The organism is Variovorax sp. OV700, assembly GCF_900099805.1.
Taxonomy (GTDB): Bacteria; Pseudomonadota; Gammaproteobacteria; order Burkholderiales; family Burkholderiaceae_C; genus Variovorax.
Genome location: NZ_FNDR01000007.1, coordinates 109,292 through 123,246 on the forward strand (window position 1 = coordinate 109,292; position 13,955 = coordinate 123,246).

General features: G+C 65.0%; 22 protein-coding genes. All 22 read right to left on the reverse strand.

Going from position 1 to position 13,955, the window contains the following annotated elements; all coding sequences use genetic code 11:
* Window positions 1–9 precede the first annotated feature (9 nt).
* Window positions 10–126 carry a GpE family phage tail protein gene (locus BLR24_RS17640; RefSeq protein WP_093019185.1) on the reverse strand — a complete coding sequence of 39 codons (117 nt, stop codon included), beginning with the start codon at window positions 124–126 and terminating at the stop codon, window positions 10–12.
* 8 nt (window positions 127–134) lie between these two features.
* Window positions 135–443 carry a phage tail assembly protein gene (locus BLR24_RS17645; protein ID WP_093019187.1) on the reverse strand — a complete coding sequence of 103 codons (309 nt, stop codon included), beginning with the start codon at window positions 441–443 and terminating at the stop codon, window positions 135–137.
* 51 nt (window positions 444–494) lie between these two features.
* Complete coding sequence (locus tag BLR24_RS17650; protein ID WP_093019189.1) at window positions 495–1,004, reverse strand: phage major tail tube protein; 510 nt, start codon at window positions 1,002–1,004, stop codon at window positions 495–497.
* A gap of 44 nt (window positions 1,005–1,048) precedes the next feature.
* Entirely contained in the window at window positions 1,049–2,227 is a 1,179-nt protein-coding gene (locus BLR24_RS17655; protein ID WP_093019191.1) for a phage tail sheath protein, read from the reverse strand.
* A gap of 24 nt (window positions 2,228–2,251) precedes the next feature.
* Window positions 2,252–2,812 (reverse strand): DUF4376 domain-containing protein, encoded by a 561-nt coding sequence (locus BLR24_RS17660; protein WP_093019193.1) that lies wholly within the window; start codon window positions 2,810–2,812, stop codon window positions 2,252–2,254.
* Window positions 2,809–3,855: a glycine-rich domain-containing protein gene (locus tag BLR24_RS17665; protein ID WP_093019195.1), complete on the reverse strand. Its 1,047-nt coding sequence runs from the start codon at window positions 3,853–3,855 to the stop codon at window positions 2,809–2,811. The genes BLR24_RS17660 and BLR24_RS17665 overlap by 4 nt, the downstream gene beginning before the upstream one ends.
* A gap of 1 nt (window position 3,856) precedes the next feature.
* The gene (locus BLR24_RS17670; RefSeq protein WP_093019198.1) at window positions 3,857–4,423 is read right to left on the reverse strand and encodes a phage tail protein I; all 567 of its coding nucleotides are present in this window, start codon (window positions 4,421–4,423) and stop codon (window positions 3,857–3,859) included.
* Window positions 4,416–5,300 (reverse strand): baseplate assembly protein, encoded by an 885-nt coding sequence (locus BLR24_RS17675; protein ID WP_093019200.1) that lies wholly within the window; start codon window positions 5,298–5,300, stop codon window positions 4,416–4,418. Before BLR24_RS17675 ends, BLR24_RS17670 begins: the two co-directional genes overlap by 8 nt.
* A complete protein-coding gene (locus BLR24_RS17680) occupies window positions 5,297–5,650 on the reverse strand; it encodes a GPW/gp25 family protein (RefSeq protein ID WP_217636330.1) in 354 nt (117 codons plus the stop codon). Before BLR24_RS17680 ends, BLR24_RS17675 begins: the two co-directional genes overlap by 4 nt.
* Before the next feature lie 5 nt (window positions 5,651–5,655).
* Window positions 5,656–6,393 carry a phage baseplate assembly protein V gene (locus tag BLR24_RS17685; protein ID WP_093019204.1) on the reverse strand — a complete coding sequence of 246 codons (738 nt, stop codon included), beginning with the start codon at window positions 6,391–6,393 and terminating at the stop codon, window positions 5,656–5,658.
* A 111-nt stretch (window positions 6,394–6,504) separates the two neighbouring features.
* Window positions 6,505–7,680, reverse strand: a complete 1,176-nt coding sequence (locus BLR24_RS17690; protein ID WP_139188774.1) for a restriction endonuclease — start codon at window positions 7,678–7,680, stop codon at window positions 6,505–6,507.
* Between the two features lie 92 nt (window positions 7,681–7,772).
* On the reverse strand, window positions 7,773–8,231 hold the full coding sequence (locus tag BLR24_RS17695) for a phage virion morphogenesis protein (RefSeq protein ID WP_093019209.1): 459 nt from the start codon (window positions 8,229–8,231) through the stop codon (window positions 7,773–7,775).
* Entirely contained in the window at window positions 8,228–8,740 is a 513-nt protein-coding gene (locus BLR24_RS17700) for a phage tail protein (protein WP_093019211.1), read from the reverse strand. The genes BLR24_RS17695 and BLR24_RS17700 overlap by 4 nt, the downstream gene beginning before the upstream one ends.
* Window positions 8,724–9,254, reverse strand: coding sequence for a lysis system spanin subunit (locus tag BLR24_RS30435; RefSeq protein WP_139188775.1), 531 nt, complete (start codon window positions 9,252–9,254; stop codon window positions 8,724–8,726). Before BLR24_RS30435 ends, BLR24_RS17700 begins: the two co-directional genes overlap by 17 nt.
* A complete protein-coding gene (locus BLR24_RS17710) occupies window positions 9,251–9,826 on the reverse strand; it encodes a lysozyme (protein ID WP_093019213.1) in 576 nt (191 codons plus the stop codon). The genes BLR24_RS30435 and BLR24_RS17710 overlap by 4 nt, the downstream gene beginning before the upstream one ends.
* A complete protein-coding gene (locus BLR24_RS17715; RefSeq protein WP_139188776.1) occupies window positions 9,819–10,118 on the reverse strand; it encodes a hypothetical protein in 300 nt (99 codons plus the stop codon). The genes BLR24_RS17710 and BLR24_RS17715 overlap by 8 nt, the downstream gene beginning before the upstream one ends.
* On the reverse strand, window positions 10,115–10,531 hold the full coding sequence (locus tag BLR24_RS17720) for a hypothetical protein (RefSeq protein ID WP_093019217.1): 417 nt from the start codon (window positions 10,529–10,531) through the stop codon (window positions 10,115–10,117). The genes BLR24_RS17715 and BLR24_RS17720 overlap by 4 nt, the downstream gene beginning before the upstream one ends.
* Before the next feature lie 4 nt (window positions 10,532–10,535).
* Window positions 10,536–10,736 carry a tail protein X gene (locus BLR24_RS17725; RefSeq protein ID WP_093019219.1) on the reverse strand — a complete coding sequence of 67 codons (201 nt, stop codon included), beginning with the start codon at window positions 10,734–10,736 and terminating at the stop codon, window positions 10,536–10,538.
* A complete protein-coding gene (locus BLR24_RS17730; RefSeq protein ID WP_093019221.1) occupies window positions 10,736–11,206 on the reverse strand; it encodes a head completion/stabilization protein in 471 nt (156 codons plus the stop codon). Before BLR24_RS17730 ends, BLR24_RS17725 begins: the two co-directional genes overlap by 1 nt.
* Before the next feature lie 111 nt (window positions 11,207–11,317).
* The gene (gpM, locus tag BLR24_RS17735) at window positions 11,318–12,025 is read right to left on the reverse strand and encodes a phage terminase small subunit (protein WP_093019223.1); all 708 of its coding nucleotides are present in this window, start codon (window positions 12,023–12,025) and stop codon (window positions 11,318–11,320) included.
* A 5-nt stretch (window positions 12,026–12,030) separates the two neighbouring features.
* Entirely contained in the window at window positions 12,031–13,038 is a 1,008-nt protein-coding gene (locus BLR24_RS17740; RefSeq protein WP_093019225.1) for a phage major capsid protein, P2 family, read from the reverse strand.
* A 49-nt stretch (window positions 13,039–13,087) separates the two neighbouring features.
* Window positions 13,088–13,930 carry a GPO family capsid scaffolding protein gene (locus tag BLR24_RS17745; protein WP_093019588.1) on the reverse strand — a complete coding sequence of 281 codons (843 nt, stop codon included), beginning with the start codon at window positions 13,928–13,930 and terminating at the stop codon, window positions 13,088–13,090.
* Window positions 13,931–13,955: the final 25 nt, after the last annotated feature.

Here is a 13,955-nt window from a genome sequence, read left to right on the forward strand (position 1 = left end):
CCATGGTGGCTAGTCCTGCGGTTCAGTGCGTTCGCGGGCGCGCTCGCGCCACTGCATGAGCTCCTCGAGCGAAAAGGCGTCCATGTCGGCCGGTGCCCAGTGAAACACCACGGCCAAGTCCGCCATGGCCGCCTCTACGCGCTCGGGGAGACGGATGCCATCGTGGCCTTCGTCAACAAAAAAGAGGCCACCCGGGTGCCGATCTGCACCAGGTCGGCCGGGTCGAGGTCTCCCACCTCCTGCTTGAGGACCATGGGCGAGCTGATGCGCGGCAGCACCGTGCACAGCGCGTTCACATCCATCTGCAGCAAGTCGGTCAGGGAGACCCCGCGCAGCTCGCCCGATTTGGGTTTGCGCAGGATGATCTTGTCGATGCTCGTTTCGCCGCGGCGGATAGGCGTGTCGAGGGTGATGGTGTTTTCGTCGGTGGTGGTGTCGGTCATGGTGCTGGCAAAGGTTCAATTGGAGGGAGGAGGCGCGCAGCGATGCCAGCCTTACAAGCCGATGGCGGCGCGAATGTCGGCCATCAGGTCGGTGCCGTTGACGATCTCGACCATGTTGACGAAATCGATCTCGATCACCGTCGCGCCGTCGATGCTCAGCTTGTAGTAGCTGCAGGCGGTTGTGACCTTGATCTCGGTGAGCTCGCCGGCCTTGGCTGTGCCCGAGTCGATCTCGGTGTGACGGCCACGCACGACGATCTCGAGCGCGCTCACGTTGCCGGTGGTCGAGTCCTGGAGGGCGCCGGCAAAGCGCAGCAGGATCTGGTCATGCTTGGCCGCGCCCCATTGGCCCAGCAGGTCGCGGATGTAGCCAGCGGCGGTCCACTGCAGCTCCAGCCCTTCCATACCAAGGTCTTCCTTGATGGGGCCGTTCATGCCGCCGGCGCGGTAGTCCTCGGTCTTGCGGGTGAGCTTGGGCAGCGTGACTTCGGGCACTTCGCCCAGGTAGGCGCGGCCATCGTTGAAAAGCGTGTAGTTCTTGAGCTTGCGGGGCAGGGACATGGAGTGTTCCTCGGTGGGTCAGGGTCTTGTCGGCGGCGCCGCGGTCAGGCGGCGGCCACGCGCGCCGCAAAGTCGGCAAAGTAGCGGTCGGTGATGCGCTGGCGGAAGGCCAGGTCTTCGATCGGAGGAATCGGCGTGTAGTCGTAGTCGATGACCAGCTTGCCGCTCTTGAGCGTCTCCTTCTGGTTGATCTCCTCGTCGTACCAGGCCGAGCCGTCGAGCAGGTAGCCGCCGGCTTTCAGTTCGCGGAACTTGGCGTTCACGCCTTCGATGATGTCTTTCACGATGCTCGGGTGCATCGGCTTGTCGACGGCCCACATGTGCGCCTCTGCAATGCTGTCGGCCAGAACCTGCGCAGTGCGGGTGGCCGATTCGAATGCGAACAACGGTTCGTCGCTGCAGGTGCGCGAACCCCAGAACCGGTAGCCGTTGCTGTTGATCAGCGTGGTCACGTCGGCCGCGTTGAGCACGCCGGCATCGGTGTTCGGGTCCTGCAGATCCCAGTAGATGTCCTTCGAGATACCGAGCACGCCGTTGACCGATACGTTCGAAAGCGTCTTGTGCCAGCCCGTCTCGTTGTCGATCTTGGATCGCAGGCCCAGGGCATACGCGGCGGCTGGCACGGCGGTCTTCGAGTTGGACACGCTGTCCCAGCTCTGGAAGTCGGGGTAGATCACCATCAGCTCGCGCGCGCCGAACTGGTCGCGGTAGTCCGTGGCTTCCTCGATCTTTTCGCAATCCCAGCAGCTGACGTAGGCGAAGGCGCGCAGCTGCTGTGCGATGGCGGCCAGGCCAGCCGCCACAGGCTGCGTATCGAGCCCGGGAGCGCCGAGGATGCGCGGCTTGATGCCGAGTTTGGCTTGCGCGGCGAGCAGGGCCTTCATGCCCGTGTACTGGCCCTGTGCGTTGACGCCGCCGAGCACGTTGGTGGTGGTCGCCGCTTCGTCCGCGCCTGCTTCGACGCGGACTACCACGGTGACCGGCCGTGACTGGTCGGCGATGGCTTGCAGCGTGCGTGCCAGCGTGCCGGATGTGCCGGCTTTGGCAAGGGCGCTGTAGACGTTGGTGATCAGCACCGGCGTGTTGAGCGGGAAGGTGAGCGGGTCGGCGTCGGGGCCGGTGGCCACCAGGCCGATGATCGAGGTCTGGATGGTGCGGATCGGCCGCGTGCCCTCGGTGATTTCGAGGACGCGAACGCCGTGGTGGTAGTCGATGAGGGACATGGGAGAGCTCCTTGGATTGAGTGGTCAGGCCTCGGGCAGGCCTGCGAGGGATTGCTGGGGCCAGCCGTTCGACAGGTCGTAGTTCTGGGCGGCGGCGAGCGTCTGCAGCGCGGCGATGGCCTCGTGGTGCCTGCGCTCGGCAGAGAAGCACGCCTGGATGTGCTGCGCCATGGCGGTTGCGATGACGCGCAGTTCCGAGCGCGTCAGGCTTTCCCAGCCGCTCTCCGCCTTGAAATCGATCGGCTCGATGCCGGCGTGCTCGGCATTGACGATCACGGAGGTGATCCGGTCCTGGCCGCCCCTGTCTGTGGCGATCCGGACGCCGGAGGGCAGAACGATGCCGCCCGTTTCCATCTTCCAACGGTGGGCGGTCGCGGCCGCAGTCAGGGCTTCCTGAAGCTGGGCAAGAGTCTGCGCCGCCGCGGCAGGCGGCAAGGGGGGATTGGCCGGGTCATACGGCAAAAGTTGCCTGACCAGGTCGGGGTGGTAGCGGTCTGCGAGGGGAACAAGGTTGCCGTCGACCAGCACGATGTCGTCGATGACTTCGAGCACTCGGCCTTCGTGCATCAGAGCGAACTGTTTCATGCGTACTCCCAGACGATGACGATGCCTTGTGCGCCAGACCCACCTTGAAGGCCTGCGGTGTAGTTGCCGGGCACCATGACTCCCGAACCTCCAGAACCAAACCCGAAACCTGACGAGCCGTTCAACCCAGGGGCCGTCTGCCCGCCGATCCCGTATCTGGACACGCCGCCGTTGGCAGCCGAGCCGTTCGAGTAACTCGCCGCAATGGCGAATGCGCCAGGCCCGCCCTGAAGAGAGAGGATGTTTCCGCCAGATGGCTGGGGCGACAGATTGCCGCCGCCTGCACTGCAGGGAACGGCCGCAACGCCGCCAGCCAGGCCGGCTACGCCGCCCGGTGCCGATATCAGCGCGCCGAACGAGGACGTGCCACCCGCGTTTCCGGCACTGGCGCCCACGGCCGCTGGGGCGCCGCCGGCGCCCACAGTCACAGTGACGCCCGCGAAGCCTGCGAGTAGGAGCGCCAGCGCGTAGCCCCCACCACCACCGCCGCCTGAGAGTGCCGCAGCGGCCGTGTTCGAGACGCCTGGCGCACTGCCTCCAGATGCTCCCGCGCCTTGGACCTCCACCACCACACGGCTTGTGCCAGGCGTCGGGGTGTAAATGGACAAGCCGGGGGCGGTGAATCTCTGCACCGCTAGCAGGCGGCCGAATGAGGCCGCTGCCAGCGCCACGTCGGTCGCATACTGCGCGTGCGGATCAGCCTTGGCCTCGTGCGCGGCCACGGAGCCATCCAGCGCGGCAGCGAGTTCCTCTTCGGTGTGCGCCCAGCGAATCCACTTTGCGGGATCGGAGCCGGGCACGACGCCGGTGCTCGCGACGACGCTCTTCCAGGTCTTTCCGGCCTCGCTGACGTAGGCATCCACCGGGTAGGCGAAGTCCGCGGCCCACGGCGTCACATTGCGCAGCCGCTGGTAGCGGCTGCGGCTGGCGAGTTGCCGCGGCGAGAGGTTGTCGATGCCCGTGGGTCCACCGAGCACAGGATCGTCTTCCTCGAGCTGGTAGATGCCCGGTTCCCAGAGGTCGGTTTCGTTGAGATTGGCCATGTCAGGCGCTTCCGTGGTTGTAGGTGCCGTCGCGTCGCGTGGCGCCGTTGTGGCTGTTGGCGACCGCGGCATAGCGCAGCCCGACCAGATGGCAGCGCGCAGGTGCAACCGCGGGCAGCAGCTTGCGCAGGCGCTCGGCCTGCGCGTTGGTAATGGGACGTTCGAGGACGATCTTGTAGGTGGCCCAGGTCGCCGCGAGGGGCGCATGTGGGAACTCGCCGTCGCGATGGATAGTGCCGTTGTGGGTGCGCCCGCCGACACGTTCGATGATGGTCACCTCGCCGAAGCCGATGGCGCGGATCAGCGCCCGGATTGCCCAAGGCGTGCCCTTGTGGCGGTGGATGTCGATGCTGTCGAGGATGACGGCGCGTCGCGCGTCCTCGCTGCGGGCGTCACTCCAGCCTTCGACAGTCAGAGCCCACGACAGCCACGGCAAGGCCGTTTGCAGGCAATGACGTGCGCTCCACAGGTGGCGCAGGCCGGATGTGTTCAGCGTCAGCGCAGACACGGCCGCAATGGCCGATTCGAGTGGTGTGCGGTTGGGCGGCAGGAGCCGCGCATCACTCATTGGTCACCTCTTCGGTGATCGTGATGCTGGAGACGCGCACCCACTGCGTGCGGTCGCAGAGGACGTCGACGGCCGGGGAGGTCAGTTCCACACGGTCGATGCCCGGCTGATGCAGCGCGGCATCGATACCCGAACGCGCCAGGCCTGCACCCAGCTTGCGAATCTTGACCAGCCACTTGTCGAGCGCGATCCGGCCCGCTTGCTCGGCAACCTCGGCGACCGGACCGTTCTTGCGATGCAGCACGGCCACGATGGGCGATTCGAGGATCTGCGCGGCTTGCACGGTGACCAGGTCGCAGAGCGGGCGGATCTTCTCCTGGTTGAGGGCATTGCGCACCAGCGTGAGCTGAGCTTCATCGGGAAGGCCGGAGTCGTTGTCCGTGAGGATGGACACGCGCACCGTGCCGGGCAGAGGGCTGTCGACGCCGGCGTCGACCACGTGCGCGCTGGCAGTCATGGCATGGAAGCGGTAGCTCTCGATCGGCCCGGCCGTCGTCAGGCCTTCGAACGCCATTTGGGCGCGTTCGCGCAAGCGGTCATCGCTTTCCATCACCGCCTCGATGGGAGGCACTGCATTCAGGTTGGCCGGCGTCACTTCGAGGCGCGTCACGCCCAGGTTGGCTGCCTGGTTGTCGAGATCCGCTCCGACCGCGTAGGCCAGCATGCACGCCTTGGCCGCGTCGTTGATGCGCTGGCGCATGACGAGCTCCTGGTACGCGATGACTTCCAGCAGCTTCACCGCCGGGTCGGACTCGAGCACCAGCGTGAAGTCCGGGTACGCCGCCTGGAACTCCGCCAGCTTGCGCTGGTAGATCGTCTCGTAGTCCAGCGGCTCGATCACCTGCGGCGCGGGCAGCTGCGACATATCGATGGTCATGCGGCGGCCCTCATCTGCACCGGCACGCGCAACGCAAGCACGCTCGCGGCCAGGCCGGGCGGCGTGTAGACGCCCGAGAGGTCGAGCACCACCTGGCCTGGCCGCGTGCCGCTGGAGAGCTGCACGCGCGAAAGGCGCAGGCGTGGCTCCCACTTCATCAGCGCGCCGGCGACGGCCGAGTAGGCGCGCACGCGCGTGGCGCCGTTGTCGGGCTGGTCGATCAGGTCGGGCAGCTGGCTGCCGTAAGTGCGCCGCATCAGGCGGCTGCCGATCGGCGTGCCCAGAATGTCGGCGATGCTCTGGCGCAGGTGCTCAATGGCATCCAGCGGCTTGCCGGTGAGCCGGCTCATGCCGCTCATGGCACTGGCCCGTCGCTGGTGTCGCCGCCCTTGACCACGCCGGAGGTCCTGTGGCTCAGGAGACTGATGTTGCCCGCAACGATGTCACCGCCGTCCGTTGCCAAGCCGTGGCCGTTGACGAACTCCATGTCACCGTCGATCTGCGCGGTCTTGCCGCCGGGCCCGGCGCCGGAGCCAGCCATGCCGGCAGTGTAGGTGAGCAGGCCCTGCACCAGCAGCTGACCGGTGGCAATGGTCATCGGCGCGTCGAGGGTGATCTGCTGCGAGTGCACCGTGGCGCTCTCGCTGGCCGTCACGTCGGCGGTCTTGCAGTGCACTGTGACCGATTCGGGCACCGTGATGTCGGCGGTACCGCCGCCCGGCAGCGTGGCCGTCAGGGCATGTGCGGCGTGGTCGTATTCGATGACTGCGCCATCGGGATATGTGGTGCGTTCCACATCACCGCTGTCGCCGTTGGCGGGGATCGTGTCGCTGAAGATGCCGACCAGTACGAAAGCCGATGCCATGTTCCCGCCAGGCGAGAACACCACGCATTGCTCGCCGGAGGAGGGCGGCGACCAGCGCCGAACGTCGCCAGCGCGCATCGAGATCCACGGCAGCCAATCGGTGTCGAGCCCGCCGGATTTGACCCGGCAGCGTGCGGCCCCGTGATCCACTTGGGCGATGGTGCCCGCCCGCACGATGTTCTCGATGCAGCGAACCAATTCAGCGTTGCTGGAGCCTTGACTGACCATGCACCGATGGTGCCGAGGGCTCGCGCGGGGTGCACTTGATATCGCTTGTAGAGAGGCAATCTACAAGAGAAGCCGAAGGGAGCCGGTTGTTCCTGCCGACCCTATCGTGACCTATACCAGTTCGATTGACACCTCCGGGTGCAGGTTGGCTTGTGCTTGCAGGGCCCAAAGATAGCCGTGGCAATCTTGGCCAACCCTGATAACTAAGCGCTTGCCACCAAGTCTTGCAAGAAGCGACGTGATTAATTGGGCCGTTGCCGACTGATTAAAAAACTCGTCGCCCAATAAGCGCAGCGTGAAGCTCTCACAATCAGGTGGGAGCTTCAGTTCTCGTACAAACTTATAAGCAGCATCTCTACTCAGCAAGTAGTGTGCTGGCCCTGCCGCTCGGCACGGGTCCATTGGCTCCGCCGTCGCTTCGATGATGTGAAGCCTCGTCTCGTTGAACCTTGTAATCCGCCGATCCGCTTCAATATATTTGTATTGCAACGCTCCGCGGGAGGCTTCTAAATGTGCCCGGATGGCGCGGACTCCTTGCATCTCAGGACTGAGACTCGTCTGAGTCAAAACTGAGTCGAAGGGAACGCCGTCATCGCGGATGCTGAGCACTGCATCTGAAAGGGAAATGAACACGCGTGACGCGCCGCCCTTTCCAGGATTGAGCGCGTTATCAACCAGCTCAGACGCGATCGTGGCAATAGCTGCCGCGTGACCGCCAACAGCAGCTCGAAAAGACCGGTGCTTAAACAACATCGCGAGCCGCTTCTCCCAATCGCTCGCAGTCAAAGTGACGTGTAGAGAACCATCGAGGGGATCGACGATGGACGAGTCAGCATCAAAGAACTCCGGATAGAAGCGCTTCGCGACCTCGACATGTTTATCGAGAAGGACCTCGATCTGATCCCAAAACATTACCTCGACCGGATGCCGCTGCTGGAAGCTGCTTGAAATATGTGCAGCAAGATCCTGCACGTCTCGGTCTGTCGGACAAGTTGTTGCTACGACGAGCTTCTCCAATCCATGCTCGAACTGCTTCGATTTTTCATAGGCGTCGATAAGTTGTCGTTGAGTGAGGATGCTGCCGAGAAGCTCAGTCTTGAGCTTGCACTGAATTCCAGTCCATAAATGCGTGGATCGGTCGCGCGCGACAATGTCCACGCCGAATTGAGCTTGTCCGGCGCGACCGTATTTGAAGCTTTGTGTTGGTTTGTGCTCAGCAGTGTGTAGAGCGAGGCAGAGCTCTTCGAAGTCTTGCCAATGTGTGACCGGCGGCCATTGTTTGCCCATGTGTGAAGTCCTCCTAACGCACTGTAGCCGGTCGCGACTATGCTGAGGTTGCCCCTCTGAAGGCCGACCAATTTGCTCACCGAATTCTGGCCTCAGTTGGCGAGAAACCGGAGCAGCAGATCCTTGATGTATTCACGCTCGGGGCCCGACAAGCCGAGCAGTTCGCGCATTGGGTAGCGATACGCAGGGCCGCCGGACTCGACGAGATCGCTTAGGCCCTCTTGATGCACGCGCGCAATGCGTGAAGTGCGGCTCAGAAAACCAATGGTCACCACGTCTTCGCTAGCCTGCAGCCGTAGGTGCCGCGCCGTCCGCATCTTGGCAAACATGGTGCGACGGATGCGGCCCTGCTGCTGCCGAGCCTTGCTCGGCTTGCGCGCCGCATAGGCGCTGCCGTCCGGGTTCTGCTGGGCAGCAATGCGTTCGGCTTGGCTGCGCCGCAGCGTCTGGCCTACATTGCGGGCCAGCATGCGCCGTTGCGCCGGCTCGAGCTTTGCAAGCAGCGGCGCAATCCAGTCCTCGAGCGCGCTGAGCGGGTCTCCGGCGGTCATGGCTCGGTGGCTTCGAAGTCCCAATCTGCGAGCAGCTCACCCTGAAACCACACCTCCCAGTGCTCCGCGACTCGGAGAGCGCCAACGCGCTCCGGCTCGGCCGGGCTGGACACGGTGTAGCGCTTCGTCGTTTCGGGCGAGGTGGGGTCAGCACCAGGTGCCACCACAACTGGCTCGGTCAAATCGATCTCGATGGAAATATCTGCTGTCTCCTTGTTGAGCGGCTCGACCTCGAAGCGGATCGACTTCTGCCGCAGCGCCGTGTTCTCGAAGATCTCGATCTGGTTGACGCGCAGCCAGGCGAGCAGCGGCACCATGAGGGCGTTGGCGTCTCCGGCGTAGTCGAGCAGCACCACGTTGACGGTGTAGCTGTATTCGAACGACAGCGACTCCGCGCCCGCGGCGACGATCCGGCCTTCGCGCACGAAGATGCTGATCTTGTCGGGGTCGCGCCGCAACTCGGGCGTGGCCGCCGTGAGGTGAGAGCGCAGGCTAGCGGGCTTGCGCATGGCTCAGGGTGGCGGCTGCGTCGCGGACAGCGTTGTAGCGGTCGATGCAGACGTTGAGGTCGACGATGGCGCTGTCGCCGTCGCTGGTGATTCCTGCCAAAGCGCCCGCAAACGAAGGGTCAAGTTCGGCTCGCGCTTCTTTAGGGTCGCAGGAAGGGACGGAACCTGAAGCAACGACGGCGCAACAGGCGGCAGGGCGGGCGGGGACTGACACGCGCACAGCGCCAGTGCCAAGCAGGTGCTCGAGAAGCTTCTTTTCAGTCCGGACACGTTCCAACTCCTTTTGATGCCGCGCGTCATGCGCCGCAAGGGTTTCGCCAAGACCACGCTCGGCGTCGAGGGTGCGCTCGAGCGCATTGAGAACCGCACGCGCATTGCCGGCGCGTTCGGTCTGCCAAGCGAGAAGCACAGCATCGCCGCGCGATTCACCGCCGAGGTAGTAGGCAAGGGCCGTCCAGGCCAGGGCTGCAGCGGCGGCCAGCAGGTAGGGCAGCGCTTTCAACAGGGCGCTCATGGGAACTTCGCCAGGGCGGCGGCGATGGCCGGCTTCGGGTCGCTACCGAGGAACAGCAGCCGCTCGGCTTCGCGCCGGCGCTGGAGGCCTTTCATCACCTTGCCACCGGACTTGTTCCAGCGTGGGAACTGCGCCGCGGCGCCCGTGCGGTCGCCACGGTTGAGCATTCGAACGAGCGTGGACGTGCTGAGCGCTTCGACACCGCCGTTGTAGAAGATCGACACGAGTGCGTCGAACTGGCGCTGCACCAGCGGCACGTCGACGGCGCGCCGCACGGCCGGCTCGAATTCGCTGGACATGCGGCGTGCGTATCGGCGGTCTGCCTCCGCCGCACCGATGATCAGGCCCACCACCACACCCGGACCGGTGTCGCCGCGGCCGATGGTCCAAGGCTTGCCGCTCAGGTGCGCAAAAGCAGAGGGCACGGAGGTGAGCGAGTAGGGATCAATGCCTGCCGTGCGCAACGCGGCGAACAAAGGCGAGCCGGGATCGGGGTAGGCGCGCAGCTTGCAATCTTCGAAGTAGTGCGCCACGGCGTGGCCGTCCAGCCCCATGCTGAGATGCTCATTCATGCCGAGCCTCCCTGGCCCTTTGCAGGCGGTTGTTTTCGCCGGGAAAGAGGCGATTGATGGCGAATCCCATTTCGGCCAGGCAGGCCAGGACGAGTGCGAGCAGCAGCCAGGGGTGTTCCCTGTGCCCGAGGAATGCGGCCCAGCCGAAGTAACCGCACAGCAGTGACAGCGCGGCGATCTTGATCCGGCGGGCCTTCCCCCGTAGCGGCGCGTCGTGAATGTCAGGTGCCACGTGCACCGCGAGCTGCAGCAGGGCGGCCAGGCCGAGCAGCACGGCAAGTACCCACATCATGGTTTGCTCCCTTCTTCGGGCCGCGGCGCAAGGTCTGGGCTGGCAGGCGTGCGCGACGCATGGTCGCGCCCGCGGATCGCATCGAGCAGCCGCACCGCAAAGCCGAGCGGGTCGTTGCGCATGGCGACTCCCATAGCACGCAGGCCCATCCAGATGTCTTCGCTGATCACCGCGCAGGCGCCCACGATGGCCAGGCGCAGGGTCTCGGAGGCCACGAACCCCTGGATGCCAAGTCCGACGATCACGGCGACGGCAACGCCGGTCAGAACCGCGCGCGCGAAGCCACCCCAGCCGCCATGGCGTTTCTCGACAACGCCCTGCGCGAGCCCGGCGAACAGCCCGACCAGCGCGCTGGAGATGATGATTCCGAAGGTGTGGGGTTCGGTGAAGAGCTTCTTGAGCCAGTCTTGCATGTGGTCAGTCCCAAAGGCTCACGGTGGGCCGGGTAGTGGCGGCGACCGGCGTTGCCAGCTCGACCAGCAGGCCGGTGGGCAGCACGGGCCCGTGATCGGCCAGGCCGGGGTTGAGGAGGTAGGTGGCTTCCACGATGTCGCTGGTGCCGAGCGCGCGCCAGCACAGCAGATCGACCGTGTCGCCCTGCATGGCACGCGCTTTCATCAAATCAGCTCCACGGTGGTGCGGCGGATACCGAGCAGATCCGACACCGCCCAGCGCACATCGCGCCGCAGTTCGCTGGTCCGCATTTCCATCTTCTCTGCCACCTTGTCCCCGGCGCCCGTGGTGTCGAAGTCTCGGTAGTGCTCGATCAGATCGGCCTGCACGCTGCTGTAGACCGCTCTCAGGTAGCGGGCGATCTGTGCGCTCTGGCCATCGATGCTGGGTGCCGGAACGGCCGTCAGCGTGGCATGGCCGAGCAGCTGCTGGGCGCCCTTGTAGGGGGCCAACTCCGCATTGATGCCCAGCACCGCCGTAAGCGCGCTGTAGTGCAGGCGCTCGGGCGTCACGGTGCCGTCCAGCCGCGCCGTGGCGCGCAGCTTCGCCAGGTCGATATCCGGGAACCAGCCGTCGTTCGTGAGCTGCTGCTCTTCGGTCGCAGTCGGTGTGGGCGGATTGGCGAGAAAGCTCATGGTCTGGGCTGGTGCTCTGGGAATAGGTCGGCGGTGATCGGGCTTCGTCCATGGAGGCCGGGGGCCTACAGGAATCAGCCCGAGCCGCCGGGGTTCCGGGGTCCGGAATCGTTACGGCGTCGCGGGCGCGGCGTTCTTCAGCCGTCGCTCGAGGCGCTCGATGTCTTTCTTCACGCCGACCTGGTCGAACAGGTCGAGGGCGCGCTGCAAGTGGTCAAGGCCAGCTTTCACTGCGGGCAGCGGCACGGTGTCGTAGTCCAGGTCCGCCGGACCGGTCTTGCCGATCAGTGCGTAGCCCATGGCCTTGTGCAGCTTGGCGCGGGCCTGGTCGGGGGCGTCGAGTTCTGCGGTCTGGTCCAGCACGTGGGGCAGCAGCTCGCGCGCCTCGTCGATGGTCATCTTGCCGCCCAGGGCCGCGGCGCCGAATTCATCGATCAGCACGGTGCCCAGGCTGCGGTCGTACTGGTCGGGCATTTGCAGGCCGTGCTTGATGGCGTAGGGCGCCATCTGCAGCGCGCGCCGGTAGTTGCCGGCGTCGATGTGCCAGACGAGCACCGTGGTGAAGATCTGGTCCTGCGCGCCGTTGCCGGCTTCAAGCGCACCGTCGATCCATGCGTCGTAGTCGGGGAGGAACTGGCGCTTGGCTTCGATCTTTCGCTCGATGGACTGAATGTCCTTGAGCCGGCGGCGGTGCTCGGCAAGCTGCACCAGCATGAGTTCGTAGGCGCTGCCCTCGAGCTGGCCGCCCGCCGGCGCCGCGGCAACCGCGAGGACGGCGAGCTTTCGCTCGAGGTGGCGCTGGGCGGGCGTTTGTCGCATGGCGATCAGCCGAGGACTTCGATGTTCTCGACCAGGCACGCCAGGCCGTAGTCTTCGACCACGAAGGCATCGTTGCTCGATTCGTAGTTCTCGATGCGGTCGCGCTTGGCGTTGTCGTCCAGCTTGCGGCGGCGCGCCGACTCTTGCCAGTAGAGCGACAGGTTGTCCATGCGCGTGATCAGCACCTTGTTCTCGGGGAAGTAGGGCACCGTGACGCCCGGCAGGCCACCCAGCCGGCGCTGGCTGCGCACGATATCGGCGGCGAGCATCTCGGTTGGGGCACTCGGCTCGCTGACCAGGGGGAACAGCTTGTCGTGCATGAGGTTGCGCCCGACGATCGCGACCAGCGCGCCGTCATTGCGGAACCACGGGTCGAGCAACGTGTTGTAGGCGTCGTAGACCAGCGCATCGAGGTTCTTGTAGTCGCCGCCTTCACCCACGGTGACCTTGCCGGCGACGGCGCCATCATCCAGAACGCGCGCTGGAGCGTCTTCGCGGATGTGCTGCAGCCAGCCGATGTTCACATCCTGCAGCAGCGGGTTCAGCGCGAGGTTGGTGGTCGCCGCGGCGCTGGTGCCGTTGAAGCCGACCATGATGCGATCGAGCGCCGAACGCTTCAGGATCAGGTCGCGCACGCGGGTTTGGAAATCGGCGAACTTGGCCCAAGCATCGAGCGTGGCGTATTTGATGAAAGTGTCGTAGTTGGTCTTCTTGCACTCGTAGCCCTTCTCGTCGAGAGCCTCGACCGAACGCGGATCGCGGTCAGCAACATCGGTGTTCGTGCGGCTGGCGATGGGGCCACTCACGCCGAGGCCGAGCTTGTCGCCCTTCATCTCCTTCACGCCGATGATGTTGATCAGCTTGAGGAACTCGCTGGATTCCTGAATCTTGGATTCCAGCGTCTGCTGCACCGAGGGCTCGACGGCGAATTGCTCGCGCGCCGAAGGCACGTTGTTGAGTTCGCCGAGACGGATCAGCAGGTTGTTGTAGACGAGGCGGGTGGCGTTTTGCATGTAGGGCTCCGGGTGTGCGTATTCAGGGGGCGTGGTTCGGCGGCTGCGATCAGCAGTCCGTCTTTTGCTGCTTGGTATCACCGCCCGTGGCCGGAGGGCGTTGGGTGTGCTTGCCGGCATCGGTGGTGTCGATCGTTTCGAACTTCGCCTTCAGCGCCTTGTGCTCGGTCTCCAGCGTGGCGAACTTCGTCTGCAGGTCGGCGAGACACTTGGAATCGGTGCTGTAGCGCTGCGCGAGCTCGCCCACGGCGCCGCCCACTTCTTCGACGACGCCGAGCAACTCGCTCACGGTGTCATCGGTCTTCTTGGTGAAGCCTGCGAACTTCTTCTTGAACGAATCTCCGAAGCCTTTGACGCGGTCGAGCAGCGTGTTGTCTTGCGCCTCGTCTTCGAATTCCAGCGCGACCTCGACGGCCTCGGAGAAGAGGCTTTCGGGCGAGGTCTTGCGGCTGGTGAAGGGGTTGGCGTTCGGGTTCTTCGCCGCGAAGCTCAGCACCTCGGTGCCGAGGCTCGCGGGGCTGTCGGTGACGGCCAGGCCGACCAGATAGGCCTCGCCCGTGTCGGCAAACTTGGGGTTCACCTCGATCGAGGTGTAGATCTTCTGCTTGTCCTTGGTGGTCATCGCGACCAGATCGGGCAGAGGGGCGATCTCAGTGAACAGCGCGAGCTTGCCGTCTTCGACCGCGCGGGCTTCGACTGCGAGCACGTCGCCATAGGCGCGGAACGAACTGTCCGGGTAGACGCCGCGCATGTGCTCGAGCCACACGCGGGCGCCGTACTTCTTGGGGTCGAAGTTCTTCGCCATCTGTTCGATCCACGAGCGCTCGATTCGGCGGCCGTCGGTGGTGGCGCCTTCGGTGGCGACGCGGAACATCTTGGACTTTTTAGCCATGGTGGTGTGCGGGTAGGTTGAGGTG